The following is a 15,813-nucleotide window of genomic DNA, read 5'->3' as shown; positions in this document are numbered from 1 at the left end:
AACCCATCATGACTGAACTTTTTCGCCGCAATTTCATACCTCTGGTCGTTGCGACAGGTCTCTTCATGGAGAACCTGGACGCGACCGTGCTTGCCACGTCGTTGCCGGCGATCGCCAAAGATCTCAATTCCAACCCCATTCACCTCAAACTCGCCGTCACCACGTATTTGCTGGCGTTGGCGGTTTTCATTCCGGCATCGGGCTGGATGGCCGACCGCTTCGGAGCGAAAAACGTCTTCCGCGCGGCTATGGTCGTGTTCTCCGTCGGCTCTATTGCCTGTGGATTGTCGTCGGATCTGGGTTCGCTCGTTGTCGCGCGCGTTGTGCAAGGCATCGGCGGCGCGATGATGGCGCCGGTCGGCAGGCTTATTGTGCTCCGCACAATTCCAAAGACCGATATGATCAATGCGATTGCGTGGCTCACGGTTCCGGCGCTCGTTGGTCCGGTGCTCGGTCCACCGCTTGGCGGCTTCCTCACGACCTACTTTAGCTGGCGCTGGATCTTCTGGATCAACATCCCAGTCGCGCTAGTCGGTATCGTGTTGGTTACGCGCCTGATTCCAGACACGCGCGAAAGCACCCCCAGCACCTTCGATATGCGCGGCTTCTTCCTGATCGGCCCCGGTTTGTCGCTGTTCCTGACGGGCGTCACCCTGATGGGGCTTGGCCTTCTCGATCGCGATCTGGTGGTTTTGATCACGCTCTCAGGCGCCGTGCTGCTGGGGCTCTACGTCTGGCACGCATTCCGCGTTCCCCAGCCGATCATCGACCTTCGTTTGCTTGCGATCCCAACGTATCGCGCGGGCGTGGTCGGCGGCTTCTTGTTTCGCACGGGGCTTGGCGCTGGACCGTTCCTGCTGCCGCTGCTCTTTCAGACAGGCTTCGGTATGACCGCGTTTCAGTCTGGCCTGATGACCTTCGCGACCGGCATCGGCGCCATGTTCATGAAGACACAGGCGGCGGCTATCATCCGGCGTTACGGCTTCAAGCGCGTACTGCTCGCGAACGCAGTCATCTCGAGCCTGTTTGCCGCGCTGCCGTCGCTGTTTGTTTCAAGCACGCCCGCGCTGCTGATCGTCGGGCTGTTTCTCGTCGGGGGCCTATCGCGCTCCCTGCAGTTCACGAGCGTCAACACGCTGGCCTATGCCGACGTGCCGCCCGAGCGCCTGAGCCGCGCCACGAGTTTCGCCGCAGCCTTGCAAGAATTGTCGGGTTCGGTCGGCGTCACCATTGCTGCGATGGGACTTCAGGGCATGCAGTATCTGCGCGGCGGGAGTGCCATCGACGCGGCGCATTTTCCGCCCGTCTTCATCCTGATCGGCTTGGTGTCGCTGTCTTCGATTCTATTCTTCTCCCGGCTCTCACGCGGAGCGGGCGCATCGCTTCTGCCGACAGAAGCCATGAAAGCCGCCGAGCCCGCCAAGGAAGTCGCGCGCCAGCGCGAAGGACATATGACTTAGACCGAAAAAACCATTGTCCGCTAAGCCAATCGTACTTTCTTAAGGGCCGCATTTAGGAGCACGGGTACAGCTTGCTTTATGCTCTGTAAGGCTTGCCTGCCGCTTCCTGGTTGAGACGAACCGTCTTGAAAATACGCGAGAAGGCCGTGATCGACGCGATCTAACTGATAAGCCGATGTCACGGGCGATAGAGAAGATGGGACTTTAGCCGGCTCGCAGAAAATTAGTATATTTTGCCTATACCAGCTTGCAACACGGGGATCTTGGAAGATAGCGGGGCGAATGCAATCAATCGCAACGTATCCGTGCGTAGCAAACTTCGACGCCCAATAGCTCTGCCATTGCTCATTGATATGATTGAGTCCGCCTTGCAGCGGTATTGCAGCCGAGAACAAAACGACCGGCGCAGCATTTACGATTGATTCAACGAATTCGTCAGCACTGCTCTCAGGTAGGTGCTCAGCAACTTCCAGGGAAATCGCCAAATCATATTTGCGCGAAAGCGAAAAGGAGCGTGACAAATCGGTGGGCGTAAAATGCTCGGCCGGAATTTGTAGCATCTCGGCGCTCACATAATCGCCATCGAGCCCTTGGTAGTCGCTCACGCCGTGCTGTGACAACGTCTTTAGCCACCCCCCGACACCACATCCGATATCGACCGCCGAGTTCACCTTAAACAAACTAAGCACGATCGGAATGACGACCTCAGCCGAAGATAATGAACCTGCCTGCTGATTAGTATAAAACTTTGGCGAATATAGAGTTTCCATTTGAACAAATCCTCAGCGCAAACGGGTCTAAAACGCAAATTCACATTTAGTTGCCGACAGCTTGGAAAGTTTTCTGTCTCGCTAACGAAGCACAAAACAGCATTTCGAGCATACTTGATCTTAATTAGGATTATAGTGGACCATCCGCGTACGCCAAAAGCCGCGATCGAGACGTACCCGATCGCGGCAACCTATTGCTGGTAGAGTGTCAGTTTCAGCGAAGTCGGCAGCACCGACAGCCCGCTTCCGCGCTTGGCGGCCGGCTCCACGCAGGGGAGTCGCCAAGCGCAATCAACAAGCAGTCGCTCGGCGCAAAGACAAGAGTCCTTCTTAAGCCGCCTTCGCTTGGGCCTTCTGGCGCTGCGCGGGCCGTACGACTCGTACGGTCGGCATTTCAACGACCGAAGCCGCGCGCTTGCGCTGGATGACAGCCTCGCGCGCTCCGAAAGCGCCCGCGAGCGCGAGCAGCGCCTTTGACGGCGTCAGCCCATCGCATCCGCGCGCATCGACAGCGGCAAAGCCGGTCCGCGAGCAAGCCTGCAAGGACAGGTGCCCGGAGCTCAAGACCGCGACACCCGACACGTCGCCGCCAGCGGCGCGGTCAAGGTGGAGGCTCTTGAGCTTGAGGCCCAAGTTCTCGACGGCACGCTTCATCGCACGCTCGGCCGACTTGAGGTCGCCGAGGCGCATGGCGCCATGGAGATCGATAAAGATCGTAGTCCCTGCACTAGGTACGCTTAGCTCAGCAATCGGACTCACAATTGAGTCCTCGACTTCCGCGTTGAACTCAGCGCGCGCGTGATCTTCCTCTTGGGCGGTGCTTGAACGAGTCAAGTCCATCCCCAATTGGAAGAGGGTGTCATTAAAGGCCATGTGACCCTCCCCAACCAGCAGATAGGTTTGACCCGCCCGCTCCTTACCTCATTGGTTCTGGGAAACCTCGACCATGTTGGCAGGTGGACAGACGAGAGAGCGTGCATATGAGGCCAATGCCCCCCCTACGCAAGAGCTTTTTGTGCCCTGCGCCAATTTTTTTTAGCCGTGGAGCGCCAGCGGCTTAACAACCGGTTTTGTGACGCCTCGCTCGATGGCTTTTACTGTCATCGAAGCGAAACTCAGCCGTGAAATTTCTGCTAATTTTGATCGTCTGCCTTGCCGAATAATTGGTTCAGCAGCTTCTTGGCTTTCTTCTTCGTCTTTTCGGTCTGCGGATCCTCGTCGCCCTTCTTTCCAAAAAGAGAGTCGACGATCTCGTCTGAATTCTTCCCTTTGAGTTTTTTGCCGATGTTCTTGATGGCATCCATCGTCTTGTTCGGGTCGGCGAGCACCCCGTTGAGATCGGGATGATAGCTCGGATGATCCCAGGACCCGGTAATCCTTACCGGGACCTCAATGCCGGAGGCCTGTGCATTGCCGCCTTGGCCTTCGAGTGACGCGATGAGCTTCGGCTTCACGGTATAGTCGACGGTTCGTTGCGGCATGTGGATGACGCCGCTGCCGGTCGCTCGCAAAAGCGGACTGACAAGCTGCAGATCTTGGTTCTGCGCGACGCCATTCGTAACCGTAAACGTCGCGGCCAGCGCGCTGAAATCCGTTTTCTCCGTCGGCGACGTCCTAAGCGCCCCGAGGTTGCCCTGCGACAGTCCGCGCAGCGCGCCGGGCAGATTGAAGCCGACGATGGAGCCGTTCGAGAACTGGAACCCGGCGTTGCCATTCAGGCTCTCGATCAATTGCAGCTGGCTGGCACCGTTCGCCGCGAGCTGCAGCTTGACGTTGGCGTTGCCCGACACCCAGCCGAAGTTGGCGGCATCCTTCAGGAACGGCAGCGCCGACACGCTGTCGAGATTGAAATTGGCGCCGATGTTTGCCGTATCGGCCGAACCGTTGAGCGTCAGCACGCCGCGACCATGGCCTTCGTAGAGTGCAACGTCGTTGAATGACGCCTGCATCGCCCGATTGTTGACCGTGACATCGACCGATGACTGCCCGATCGAAATATTCTTGAAATGCAGCTTGCCCACAGAAAGCCGCGCTTTACCGTCTGCAATGCCTAAGAGCGTAAGGTTGAGGCGCTCGCTTGACCAGCCGGCGCGCTGTTCGACGCCGTAAACCTTGGTGCCTTGCTTCTGCAGAAGCTTCTGAATCTCGTCGGGGCCGGCGGTAGGCGCGGCCGCCGGTCCCGGATGGGCCGGAGCATTCGCACTTTCAGTCGCCAGCGTGCCGACGACGGCGTTCGTTAGATACTTATTGAGATCGAGCGCGGAAATCGCAAGGTTCGCTTCAACGAATGGCCTCGCACCGCCCGTCGTCACCTTGATCGTGCCTTTCGCCGTTTCGCCGTCGAGCGCGAACGTCGCGTTCGAAAACTCAGTGACGTTGTCGGCCGTCTGCAGCTTGCCTTCGATTGACAGCGGCCCGAAGCCGGTGACGGGGGGCAGTCTGGAACCGAACCATTCGGCAAGCTGGCGAGCGGAATCCGCCTTGGCCGAAACTTGGCCGTCGAGAATCGCGCCATCCTGAACGGTCAGGTCGCCGCTATAGGAGGCATGGATCAGCCCGTTCGAGGTCGAGAATGTGAGATGTGCGGGTGCGTTCATCAGCAAGCCACGCACGTTTTCGATTTTGCCATCGAAATCGAGACGCTGGTCGCGCCAGACGAGATTGCCGTTTGCAACAAGCGGACTTTCCAGCGACGGCAAGCCGAGCTTCACGTTGATGCCTGACACCTGGGATTTACGCCCAGTTCGGTCGTCGCTGAAGCGGATCGTTCCATCCTCGATGCGGACGTTATCGAGCTGCACATTCGAGACGGATGGAATGGCAACCGAATTGCCCTCGACCTCAGCGACGGCGACATCGAAAGCGCCTGCGTCGCGCAGAGTCCCCGCCCTCTGCAACTCGGCGACCTGCGTCGGCGCGCGATTGGTTGCGAATTTCCAGTTGTTCCGTCCGTTTTTGTCGACGTGAAAGTCGAACACCGGTTGGCGAAGCGTCACGGCATTGATTTTCGGCCGCTGCTGCAGAAGCGACATTGGCTCAACGCTCACCTGAAGCGCTTCGGCATGAAGCAGCGTGCCGTCCATTCCTGCAGGCGCCGACAACGACACTTCATGCAGCGACACGCCGAGTTCGGGGAAGAACGCAAATGTCGCCGGTCCAGCAATCACGAGGTCGCGGCCGGTTCGCGCTTTTACCTGCTCGGTGATTTTCTGTCGGATGAAGTCGCTCGGCGGATTGAGCACGAGATAGCCGACGCCAGCTCCGCCGACGAACAGGACGACGAGAAGGAAATAGACGATGCCCATGAGCAAGCCGCTGCGCCGGCGTGGCGGCGGCTTGCGCGGGCTCCCCGGCGGCGGTGGTCCGCGGCGCGGTCCTGAACCGAGGGGCGCGCGCTCGAACGCCGGCCGCTGGGCTGCAAACGGCGGCAGCGGCGGCGGAGCGGGCGGCTGCGGATATTGGGAAGTCATTCAAGTCCTCGTTGTCGTCGGCCTCGGGCGCCGCGCGCAAAGCACGCGAAATATCGCGGCGAATTATGTCACTTGCGGGCCGCTGGCTGCGGCGCAGGGTCTGTCGTCATTGTGCGCGATTCCCCACCGCGATGTCGAAGTCGTGCCCTTCATTCCATCGACACGCTGCGAAGTCCAACGGCCGAGGCGGAACGCTCCCGTCTCATGAGCATCCTCGCGCGGTTGTATCGACTCGTGAAACAGCAAGAAATCACCATAACGACGCCCATGTTGCGACACCGCCGAGCGCGATGTTCGCCAAATGTTCATTAAATCGCCTGTCCGGCACCCCTCGCGTACGAGCGTTGGCGTTGCGACGCTCGTTATCGCGCTGTTTCCGCTCGTCGTGCATGCGTTGCCCGGCGACGACGGCCAACCCGCGATCGTCTCGGGTATCGGCCATGTCGTCGATGGTGACACGCTCGATGTTGGCGCGACCCGCATCCGTCTCGAAGGCATCGACGCGCCTGAAATAGCGCAGACGTGCCAAACAGCATCGGGTGAGACGTGGAACTGCGGCGTTGCCGCCGCCGCGATGCTGCGCAAGCTCGCCGAACATCGGGACTTGATGTGCGAACGCAAAGGCACCGATCGTTATCGGCGCGTGCTCGCGACCTGCTTTGCGGATGGCGTCGATATAGATGAGGCCATGGTCCGCGTCGGACTTGCCTGGGCGTTCGTCCGTTACTCGAAAAGATACGTCGCCGTCGAAACGGAGGCGCGGAGCGCCAGGGTCGGCGTTTGGCAAGGTGCCGCGGAAGCACCTTGGGATTTCCGCCACAACGAATGGCAGGTCGCCGAAACGAGCGCGCCCAAAGGCTGCGCGATCAAGGGCAACGTCTCATCCCGCGGCCGCATCTTTCATATGCCGTGGGATCCTTGGTACGACCGGGTCAAGATGGAACCCGGCAAAGGCAAGCGTTGGTTCTGTTCTGAGCAGGAAGCCATCGAAGCGGGATGGCGGCCAGCCTCGGCGAATTAGCAACGGCGCGTCCAAAAGAAATCCCGCCGCTTTGCAGCGGCGGGAGCAGTGATCGTCGAGAACCTTTAGTTACGTCCGGGCGGTGGGCCATCGTAACCCTGGTCATCGGGACCGCCATCGTCCGGTCCGCCATCACCAGGACCGCCAGGGCCGTCGTCATATTGGCCAGAGCCCTGCGGCGGCGGAGGAGGCGCGCCAGCGTTTCCGCGAGCCAGAAGCGGCGTGATCCGGCGAACGGCGACACGACGATTGAGCCGCTCGGGAGCCTGGGTCGGCACCTTCAGATATTCTTCGCCATAGCCTTGCGTCGTCAGGTTCTCAAAGGGGATCTGGAACTGCTGCGTCAGCACTTCCGCAACGGATTCCGCGCGCCGGTCGGAGAGCGAAAGGTTGTCCTCCGGCGAGCCGACAGCATCCGTATAGCCTTCGATCATGAACACCTCATCGGGATGCCGATGGATGATCCGGAGCATGGCGCGCGCGATCCGGTCGAGCTTACCGTACTCGCTCGGATTGACCTCCCACGAGCCGAAATCGAACGTGATGTCGTCGAGGTCCACGCGGCGCATGCGGTCGCGAAGCGCAGCCGTCGCCCGGATTTCATCGAGGGTATATCCCCCACGGAAATCTTCGACCGGCGGTGCGCTCAGTGCCTCGTAAACGTCTTCGTCGCTCGCGCGTTCGTAATCGACGATGTACTCGTCGCGCGGAATGGTGACACGCGGCGGCGGCACGTCGAGCACCGAATTCAGGATGGCGGCCCCAGCAACGACGCCGACACCGATGCCGATTCCGGCCGCGAGATTTCTGCCGAAGTTGTCATGACGGCGGCGACGATTGTCGATGATGATGAAGTCGCGCCCGTCGGGTCCACGGCGATACCGGCGAATGAGCTGGCCGTTGGCATCCGTCTCCGAATAGATCTTATAACCGCCTGGGCGGTCGATCACGGCGACGTTCGTACCGCCTTTTCCGCGTTCGAAGCGGGCGTTCGGCGCGACACGCCGCAGCCGCTCCGTATCGTCGTGTTGAATGAAGACGCGATTGTTCTCGCGGTAGATCCGGCGCTTACCCGGCTCTTCGATAACGACGCCTTTGCCGCCATCGAATTTCACCTCTTTGCGTTGGCCGCGCATCGCCTCGAAACGCCGCTTGGCTTCGGCTGCCGTTTGCGGTCGCTTGTTCGGCGCAGCGAAATTGGGCGTTACCGGCCTGTTCGGTTGTCCCGGATTGACCACCGGCGCGGGCTGCGTGCCCGGAGTGACGCGCTTCCAGCCCTGCTGGTTCTGCGGCTTGTTCGGCTGGCCTGGATTGACGACGGGTGCAGGCTGCGTGCCCGGCGTGACGCGCTTCCAGCCTTGCTGGTTCTGCGGCTTCTGCGGCGGCGCATTGTTCGGTGCTTTGTTTGGGCCACCGAACTGGTTGTTGAAGTTCTGCTGGCCCGCGTTCTGATGCTTGGGGCGCTGTTGTGGCTGCTGCTGCGGTACCACCGCCTTATTCACGACCGGTGGCTGTGGCGGCTTCGGCTTGACGAACGCATTCGGATTTCCTCCAGCGCCGCCATTTCCGAAGTTCTTCTGCTGCGCGTTTGGCTGTTTCTGCTGCTGGCCGAATGCCGGGTTGCCGTGCTTCTCCGGACGCCCACCTTGCTGGCCGAAATTCTTCGGTTGCCCCTGAGGCTTTCCGGGTTGCCCCTGCGGCTTGCCCTGCTGCCATTGATTCTGGCCGCCGTTGCCTTCCTTTTCGTGCCTCTTGATTTTATCTTCTTTGTTAGGCGGCCGCTGATCGTCCGCCATGACGACTGCGGGCGTGACCGTCAGTGCCGTTAGAAGCGACGCAGCGGCGAGAGCAGCGTGTCGGCTGGAGTTCATGGCATTTCCTCGAATTTTGTCGCGTCCTGGTCGAACGCTGCGAATCGATTTCCGTTTAGTCGTTAGTACGTCGGCGTCGCGCTTTCACGGCAATTGTGCCGTCGGCAATCTATTCTCGAAGCCCAGGCGGATAAGGGCAGCCGTATGAAGCGAACGTGAATAGGTTGCGGCCAAATCATGGCGAATAAAAATCGGCAGCGGTTGGCGGCTTTAGCCGTCGCTAAAATCAGAGTGCGGATTAATGCACGGCGCGTAACTCGCTCACGGCTTCGACAAAAGCGGGCGATGGCCACGCCGACCACGGCTCGCTCGGTCCGGATTGGAGGGGGCTTGAGAAGGCATGAGAACGAACGCGACTCGCTGCTCGCGGGCATGCTTTGAAGCAGCAAAGCTGCGTCCGGCCTCTACAACTTTTCTTTCGCACCGTTTAACGATCATTAACGCCGTTCTCTGCGCATCTGTGCGGTGCAGTGCGTTGCGGCGGATCAACGCCAAGTGCGGATTTTAATGTGCTCGGTCGTAAGACATTCACGACTTTGCACGCTTGGTACGGCACCAAGTCGCGAACTATCGTAAGATTAGTGCCCGTGCTTGCTGCGTTACCCGCCCAGACAGGAGCTTGAAAATGTCATTCGATCCATCAGACGTCCGCCGTATGAGGCAGGCGCTCGTAACGTCGCTTCACGAGAATTGGAAAATGTTCCTTATCGAAGGGATTGTTCTCGTCGTTCTCGGCACGGCAGCGATCATAGTGCCGCCGATCGCGACCCTCACAGTCACGTTCTTTATCGGCTGGCTCCTTCTCTTCAGCGGAATCGCCGGCCTCTTTACGACATTTTCCATGCGCCCGATGCCAGGCTTCTGGTGGTCGTTGCTCTCGGCCATCATTGGCATCGGTGCCGGTCTCATTTTGCTCTTTTCGCCCGCCACAGGCGCCGTTTCGCTGACGATTGTGCTCGTCGCCTTCTTTATCCTTGAAGGCATCGCGTCAGTTATGTTCGCGCTCGAACATCGCAACGAGCTTCCCGGTGCCTGGGTCATGATGTTGTTGAGCGGCATCGTCGATCTGGTGCTCGGCGCCATGATCTTCTTCGGCCTGCCGTCATCGGCGGCATGGGCGATCGGTCTGCTCGTCGGCATCAACATGATCTTCGGCGGCTTCGCCCTGATCGCGATGGCGCTGCAGGCTCGCAAGATCGAGCCGGTCGCGTAACGCGGACAAATTCAGAAAAATATATTGTGCTTTTTCGCTGCATCGTCTTTTGCGATGCAGCGAATTTTTTTGACCAAGATCATTATAATTGTACGCAGGTGCAGCAAGAGTGCGCCCGCCCGGCGAAAAACAACATCATCGCCAAGGGGCAATCGGAGCTGACATGTCTGACATCAAAATTGACGAAGCCCTGTGGGCCTCAAGCATCTTCCCGGAAGGCACGCTCGTGCGCTGGCTTGTCCCCGACGGCGCTAGCGTCGCCGCCGGACACGGCATTGCGGTCGTCCGCATCGAGGATGCGCTGCACGAGATCACCGCACCCTCCGATGGTCGTATCACCATCGTAGCCGGCGAAAATAGTGTCGTCGATCCAGGCGCGTTGATCGCAACTCTTTCCGAGTGAGGTGAGACGCCGCATGTCGCTTGCTGGAAAAAAGGGCCTTGTCGTCGGCATCGCCAACGAACACAGCATCGCCTACGGGTGCGCGAAAGCTTTTCGTAACGCCGGTGCCGATCTCGCAATCACGTATCTCAATGCCAAAGCCGAGCCTTACGTTCGCCCGCTCGCCGAAGAGCTCAAGAGCCCGATTATCGTCCCCTGTGACGTGCGCGAGCCCGGCCAGCTCGAAGCGGTGTTCGCGCGTATCCAAAAAGAGTGGGGCAAGCTCGACTTCCTGCTGCACTCCATCGCCTTTGCGCCGAAGGATGATCTCCATAGCCGCGTCGTCGACTGCTCGCAGGCCGGGTTCTCACTCGCGATGGACGTTTCCTGCCACTCCTTCATTCGCATGGCGCATCTCGCCGAGCCTCTGATGAAGGACGGCGGCTGTCTGCTGACCGTCACCTTCTACGGCTCGGAAAAGGTCGTCGAAGAATACAATCTGATGGGGCCGGTGAAGGCCGCGCTCGAATCCTCGGTGCGTTATATGGCGGCCGAGCTTGGCAAAAAGAACGTTCGCGTTCACGCCCTGTCGCCGGGACCCCTGAAAACCCGCGCCGCATCCGGCATTGATCGCTTCGATGAGCTCCTGGACCGCACGCGCGAGCGCATGCCCGATCATCAACTCGTCTCGATCGACGATGTCGGCAATGTCGCTGCGTTCCTGGCGGACGATAACGCCAAAGCGCTCACCGGTAATCTCGAATACATCGACGGCGGCTATCACATTCTCGGATAGCGCCAAGGAGACTTCATGGAGACGTTGACCAATCGCACTTTCGACGAACTCAAAGTCGGCGATAGCGCGAGCCTCGTGCGGACGTTGACCCACCGCGATATCGAGTTGTTCGCTGCGGTGTCCGGAGACGTCAACCCCGCGCACGTCGACCCCGAATTCGCGAAGAGCGATATTTTTCATGGCGTCGTGGTGCACGGTATGCTCGGTGCGGCATTGATCTCGACGGTGTTGGGTACGAAGCTGCCTGGCCCTGGCACGATCTATCTCGACCAGACGCTGCAGTTTCGGCATCCGGTGCGCGTCGGCGATACCCTGACGGTCACACTGACGGTCTCCGAGAAAATGCCGAAGAACAACCGCGTCATTCTTGATTGTAAGGTGGTCAATCAGATGGGCGACGAGGTTATCACCGGTGTCGCGACCGTCATGGCGCCGACTGAAAAGATCTCGCGCCCACGCGTCGCGCTCCCCCAGGTCGAGGTTCTCGACGGCCCGGCGCAATAAGCATCAGGGAACAAGAACGGCGGCGCCGGAGAAACGTCCGGCCCGCAAGTCGGCAAGCGCTTCATTGGCGTGAGCGAGCGGATAGACGGTCGTCGTCGTATGGACTCCAGCCTTCGGCGCGATGTCGAGAAACTCGTGCGCATCTTGGCGCGTGAGATTGGCGACCGACCGGATCTCGCGCTCTTCCCATAGAATATCGTAGGGAAACTGCGGAATGTCGCTCATGTGAATGCCGCCGCAGACGACGCGGCCGCCTTTGCGGACCGCCTTGAGTGCCGCTGGAACGATGCTGCCGACAGGCGCAAAAATAATTGCGGCGTCCAGTTCGTCAGGCGGCATGTCGTCTGAGCTGCCGGCCCATACCGCACCGAGCGCGCGCGCGAAGTCCTGCGCTTGGTTGTCGCCCGCTCGCGTGAATGCGTAAACCTCGCGTCCCTGCCAGATGATGACCTGCGCGATGATGTGCGCCGCCGCGCCGAAGCCATAGAGTCCGATACGCTTGCCGTCGCCTGCCATGCGTAACGACCGCCAGCCGATCAGGCCCGCGCACATCAGCGGCGCTGCGGCAACGGGATCGCTAAAACCCGGCATCGCAAAGGCGAAGTCCGCATCGGAGATCACATGCGTGGCAAATCCGCCGTCACGCGTGTAACCGGTGAAAAGCGGAAAGTCGCACAGGTTCTCGCGCTCTGCGAGGCAATAGGGACAGTGCCCGCACGTGTGGCCGAGCCACGGCACGCCGACACGCTCGCCGATTTTGTGGTCGTGAACGTCTGCGCCAAGTGCATCGACGATGCCGACGATCTCGTGCCCTGGAATAACGGGATGCTTGGGATCGGGAAGATCGCCATCGATGACGTGCAGGTCCGTCCGGCAAACCGCACATGCTTCGACTCGAACGCGGATCTCGCCTTTTCCGGGTTGCGGGTCAGGTCTTTCTTCGAGGGTCAGAGGCTCTCCGACGGCTCGGAAGACCATGGCTTTCATTAGCGAACTATCTTTCGGAAACGAATGAGCGATGATCGCAATTCTACGCGACCATCGCATGGGCATCAATCGCGCGGCACGCGGTCAACTCGATTTACGCGCGAGCCAGAGATGCCTTTTCGTCCGGCGAGTAGACGACTGTGCCGGACATCGGATCGACCCAGGACAGGTGATTGCGCACCTGTTTGACGCCGGGAACGTTCTCAGTGGCGACAACGGCCGCTTCGTCCTGTCGATAGGCTGTATAACAGCCCCAGAGATCGACGACGCCATCCTTGACAGTGACGTTCAGAAATTCGTTTGCAGCCCAGGGCAGGGTTCCGAGCGCCGTGATGACATTTTTGCGGATGTCTGTATCGCTGTCGTCGACGCTCGTATTGCGCACGAGGCCCGACAACGTCTGCAGCAAGTTCGCCCGACTCAGAATGCCGACAACCGCGCCGTCTTTCACGACCGGCACGCGCTTGATCCGGTTCTTCTCCATGATATGGATGACTTCGCTGAGCTCCATATCGGGCGAAACACTGATCGGATCGCCAGTCATCACCTCTGAGACCTTGCGACCGTGCGTGCGAATGTATTCGTTGGCAAGCGTCTCCGAGCCCGTCAGCATATCGCGCCAGAACGAGCGCTTCACTTCCGTGCCGGTCTCGGCCCGGCGAAGACAATCGCCTTCGGTGACGACGCCGACGAGTTTGCCATCCTCGGAAACGACCGGCAGGCCGCTGATCCTGTGATCGAGCATCAGCTTGATCATCTCGCTGAGCGTTGCATCGGGGCCAATGGAGATGACCTTCGTCGTCATTACGTCGCTGGCTTTCATGACGCTTCTCCTACGCAGTGCCGGCCGGGTGAGACGCACATTTACCGGAACAACTGCAATCTTTCGAGGTAAATGTACCCGCGCCGTCGAACGCCGTCCGCGTGGCAGTCCACGTCAAATCGGCAAGCTGATTGAACTCAGACGAATAATCTTTCGACGCCTGTTGCCAGAACTCGGCAGCGGCGGCCACCACATCGTCTGCTGTCTTGCAGCCCGCGACTTGCTGCGGAAATCTCATGTCCTTCATCCAGCGGGAACCGAGAAAATGCAGCCAGCTTTGCGCCACTTGGCCACCGAGCTGAAGCGCGGGCCCTCCCCAGAAGGCCATATAGGCCGTCATCGGATTGAAGGCGTTGAGCATCGGCGCGATGCCGGGTGCCGGAACCTGTGTGTTCATGTCGTTTCTGGCAGGTCGATCAAGCATGCTCTTCACTCCTATGCTTGCGCCGTGAAATGATGGATTTTCGTCCTCGGCCATTCCAGCGCTTTGACGAAGGTCAAGACAGGAAACGCCTGGACATCACCTTTGCAGTACGTATGTGCCGGGGGCCGGGCACAGAGGCTTCAACCCATTCTCCGGCGAGCCCATCGACGGCGGATCGACTATTCCGGTCGACATGCGGGCGAGCCATTCGGCCCAGGCGGTCCACCACGATCCCTCTGTCTTCGGCGTCGTTGCATACCATGTGTCGGGATCGACGAACTTGTCGTTTGCGAGCTTGGTCGCCATCCGGTAGCTGCGGTGCGGTGTGCCGGGCGGCGAGACGATGCCGGCATTGTGGCCCCCGCTTGTCAGCAGGAACGTCACGCTGGTATCGCTCAAGATGTTGAATTTATAAACCGACCGCCACGGTGCGACGTGGTCGGTCTCGGTGCCGATCGCGAAAATCGGCACACGGAGATCGGTCAGCGCAATGGTGCGGCCGTCGACCTTGAAACGTCCCTCGGCAAAATCGTTGTTGAGGAACAGCGATCGCAGATATTCCGAATGCATCCGGTACGGCATTCGCGTCGCGTCAGAATTCCACGCGAGCAGATCGAAAACCGGCTGCCGCTCGCCGAGCAGATAATCGTTGACGACGTGCGACCAGATCAGATCGTTCGATCGCAGCAACTGAAAAGCGCCAGCCATTTGCGCGCTATCGAGAAAGCCCTGCTCGGCCATCATGTCTTCGAGCAGCGTGATCTGGCTCTCGTCGATAAAGAGCGTCAATTCGCCGGCCTCGCGAAAATCGGCTTGCGCGGCGAGCAGCGTCAGGGTCGCGAGGCGATCGTCATTCTCGTTGGCCATGGCGGAAGCTGCAATGGAAAGCAGCGTGCCGCCGAGGCAATAACCCGTCGCATGGATTTTGCGATCGCCGACGATCCGTGTGATCGCATCGATTGCAGCCATCACGCCAAGGCGCCGATAATCAGCGAAGCCCAGATTGCGATCACCCGCGTCCGGATTGCGCCATGAAATAATAAAGACCGAGAAGCCTTGCGCGGTGAGATATTTGACCAGCGAGTTCTCAGGCCTGAGATCGAGAATATAATACTTCATGATCCACGCCGGTACGATCAGAACCGGCTCGGCATGTACGGTCTCCGTGGTCGGCTCATATTGGATCAGCTCAATGAGGTGGTTGCGATAGACGACCTTTCCGGGAGTCACGGCAACCGTTTCGCCGACCTTGAATTTCTCTGCTCCCGGGGGAGCCTCCCGCGAGCGCAGGCGCTTCACATCATCGAGATAGTTCGAATAGCCGCGAAGCAGATTGAGCCCGGCTTCCGACTGCGTGCGGGAAAGCACGTCCGGGTTGGTCGCGACGAAGTTTGCCGGAGCAAAAACGTCGAGCATCTGGCGTGTGATGAAATCGACGCGATTGAGGCTCTGCTTTTCAGCGCCGCGAACGCGTGTGGTTGCCGAATGCCACCATTCTTCACCAAGCAAAAAGGCTTCCGCGAAAACATTGAAGGGATACTGCTTCCAACCGTCAGAGACGAAGCGATGATCGTGCGGTTGCGGTTCGACACTCGGCGGCAAGGCCGCATTGCTGCCCATAGCTTGCTGCGTGAATGCTAGCAGCCGCATCCACTGGCGGATGCCTTCACCCATCAATTCGAGCTGCAGCCCTGGCGACACCGCCATGTGCGAGCCCCAGTCGACGAAAGCTTCGGCGCAAGCGGCGGGAGAGAGCCCGCCGGTCATTCGTGCGATCAGGTAATGGACGTAGCGATCAAGTTCTGGCTGCTCGGGGGTGGGCAGCGACGTGGGCTTAAATTTTGCCGCTTCGGATCGCGTTCCCGACTGATCGGTTAGAAGTGCGGTTGCGTTCGAATGCGGCGGCGGAAGAGCATTTTGCACGTTGGTTGGCATATGCACGAAAATGCCCTCTTTGCTCGATTTGTCCCGCGGCTTGGATACGCTCATCGCATTAAATCTCATTGACGCAGCGCAAGTGAGCAATTGCGAGAGATTATTGATTCAGATCAGAACAGTAGGTCGCGCGGTCACTTATTGGACATGGGCATGA

14 protein-coding genes are annotated in these 15,813 nt (G+C 59.6%); 6 read left to right on the top strand and 8 right to left on the bottom strand.

The features are described 5' to 3' along the window. Positions 1-8 precede the first annotated feature (8 nt). The gene (locus ACLB1Z_RS18400; protein ID WP_409561144.1) at positions 9-1,460 is read left to right on the top strand and encodes a DHA2 family efflux MFS transporter permease subunit; all 1,452 of its coding nucleotides are present in this window, start codon (positions 9-11) and stop codon (positions 1,458-1,460) included. A gap of 20 nt (positions 1,461-1,480) precedes the next feature. Here the strand turns inward: ACLB1Z_RS18400 and ACLB1Z_RS18395 are convergent, their stop codons facing one another. The 3 genes from ACLB1Z_RS18395 to ACLB1Z_RS18385 form a co-directional block, all read right to left on the bottom strand. After that, entirely contained in the window at positions 1,481-2,230 is a 750-nt protein-coding gene (locus tag ACLB1Z_RS18395) for a class I SAM-dependent methyltransferase (protein WP_409561143.1), read from the bottom strand. A gap of 330 nt (positions 2,231-2,560) precedes the next feature. After that, positions 2,561-3,070 carry an S-adenosylmethionine decarboxylase family protein gene (locus ACLB1Z_RS18390; protein ID WP_409563309.1) on the bottom strand — a complete coding sequence of 170 codons (510 nt, stop codon included), beginning with the start codon at positions 3,068-3,070 and terminating at the stop codon, positions 2,561-2,563. 293 nt (positions 3,071-3,363) lie between these two features. Further along, the gene (locus ACLB1Z_RS18385) at positions 3,364-5,700 is read right to left on the bottom strand and encodes an AsmA family protein (RefSeq protein ID WP_409561142.1); all 2,337 of its coding nucleotides are present in this window, start codon (positions 5,698-5,700) and stop codon (positions 3,364-3,366) included. Between the two features lie 301 nt (positions 5,701-6,001). Here ACLB1Z_RS18385 and ACLB1Z_RS18380 point away from each other — a divergent pair, with 301 nt between their 5' ends. Beyond that, positions 6,002-6,721, top strand: coding sequence for a thermonuclease family protein (locus ACLB1Z_RS18380; protein ID WP_409561141.1), 720 nt, complete (start codon positions 6,002-6,004; stop codon positions 6,719-6,721). 65 nt (positions 6,722-6,786) lie between these two features. On the opposite strand, the gene ACLB1Z_RS18375 is transcribed toward ACLB1Z_RS18380, so the two are convergent. Further along, positions 6,787-8,592, bottom strand: a complete 1,806-nt coding sequence (locus ACLB1Z_RS18375) for an OmpA family protein (RefSeq protein WP_409561140.1) — start codon at positions 8,590-8,592, stop codon at positions 6,787-6,789. 625 nt (positions 8,593-9,217) lie between these two features. On the opposite strand from ACLB1Z_RS18375, the gene ACLB1Z_RS18370 reads away from it, so the two are divergent. The 4 genes from ACLB1Z_RS18370 to ACLB1Z_RS18355 all read left to right on the top strand — a co-directional run bounded on the left by ACLB1Z_RS18370 (position 9,218) and on the right by ACLB1Z_RS18355 (position 11,487). Beyond that, entirely contained in the window at positions 9,218-9,805 is a 588-nt protein-coding gene (locus ACLB1Z_RS18370; protein ID WP_409561139.1) for an HdeD family acid-resistance protein, read from the top strand. Between the two features lie 163 nt (positions 9,806-9,968). Further along, positions 9,969-10,208, top strand: a complete 240-nt coding sequence (locus tag ACLB1Z_RS18365; RefSeq protein ID WP_013949644.1) for a lipoyl domain-containing protein — start codon at positions 9,969-9,971, stop codon at positions 10,206-10,208. 13 nt (positions 10,209-10,221) lie between these two features. Then, positions 10,222-10,983, top strand: a complete 762-nt coding sequence (fabI, locus tag ACLB1Z_RS18360; protein WP_409561138.1) for an enoyl-ACP reductase FabI — start codon at positions 10,222-10,224, stop codon at positions 10,981-10,983. A gap of 15 nt (positions 10,984-10,998) precedes the next feature. Continuing rightward, entirely contained in the window at positions 10,999-11,487 is a 489-nt protein-coding gene (locus ACLB1Z_RS18355) for a MaoC/PaaZ C-terminal domain-containing protein (protein ID WP_409561137.1), read from the top strand. A gap of 3 nt (positions 11,488-11,490) precedes the next feature. Here ACLB1Z_RS18355 and ACLB1Z_RS18350 read toward each other — a convergent pair whose 3' ends face one another. From ACLB1Z_RS18350 to ACLB1Z_RS18335, 4 genes are all read right to left on the bottom strand, one after another. After that, positions 11,491-12,474 (bottom strand): zinc-dependent alcohol dehydrogenase family protein, encoded by a 984-nt coding sequence (locus tag ACLB1Z_RS18350; RefSeq protein ID WP_409561136.1) that lies wholly within the window; start codon positions 12,472-12,474, stop codon positions 11,491-11,493. Positions 12,475-12,568: 94 nt separating this feature from the next. Further along, on the bottom strand, positions 12,569-13,297 hold the full coding sequence (locus ACLB1Z_RS18345; protein ID WP_409561135.1) for a CBS domain-containing protein: 729 nt from the start codon (positions 13,295-13,297) through the stop codon (positions 12,569-12,571). 10 nt (positions 13,298-13,307) lie between these two features. Next, complete coding sequence (locus ACLB1Z_RS18340) at positions 13,308-13,721, bottom strand: phasin family protein (RefSeq protein ID WP_409561134.1); 414 nt, start codon at positions 13,719-13,721, stop codon at positions 13,308-13,310. Positions 13,722-13,817: 96 nt separating this feature from the next. Then, on the bottom strand, positions 13,818-15,710 hold the full coding sequence (locus tag ACLB1Z_RS18335; RefSeq protein ID WP_409561133.1) for a PHA/PHB synthase family protein: 1,893 nt from the start codon (positions 15,708-15,710) through the stop codon (positions 13,818-13,820). Between the last annotated feature and the right edge of the window lie 103 nt (positions 15,711-15,813).

The sequence above is a fragment of the Hyphomicrobium sp. MC8b genome (assembly GCF_905067615.1).
Classification (GTDB): domain Bacteria; phylum Pseudomonadota; class Alphaproteobacteria; order Rhizobiales; family Hyphomicrobiaceae; genus Hyphomicrobium_B.
The sequence above is the reverse complement of the archived record's forward strand: the minus strand, read 5'-3'. Positions and strand labels throughout refer to the sequence as shown.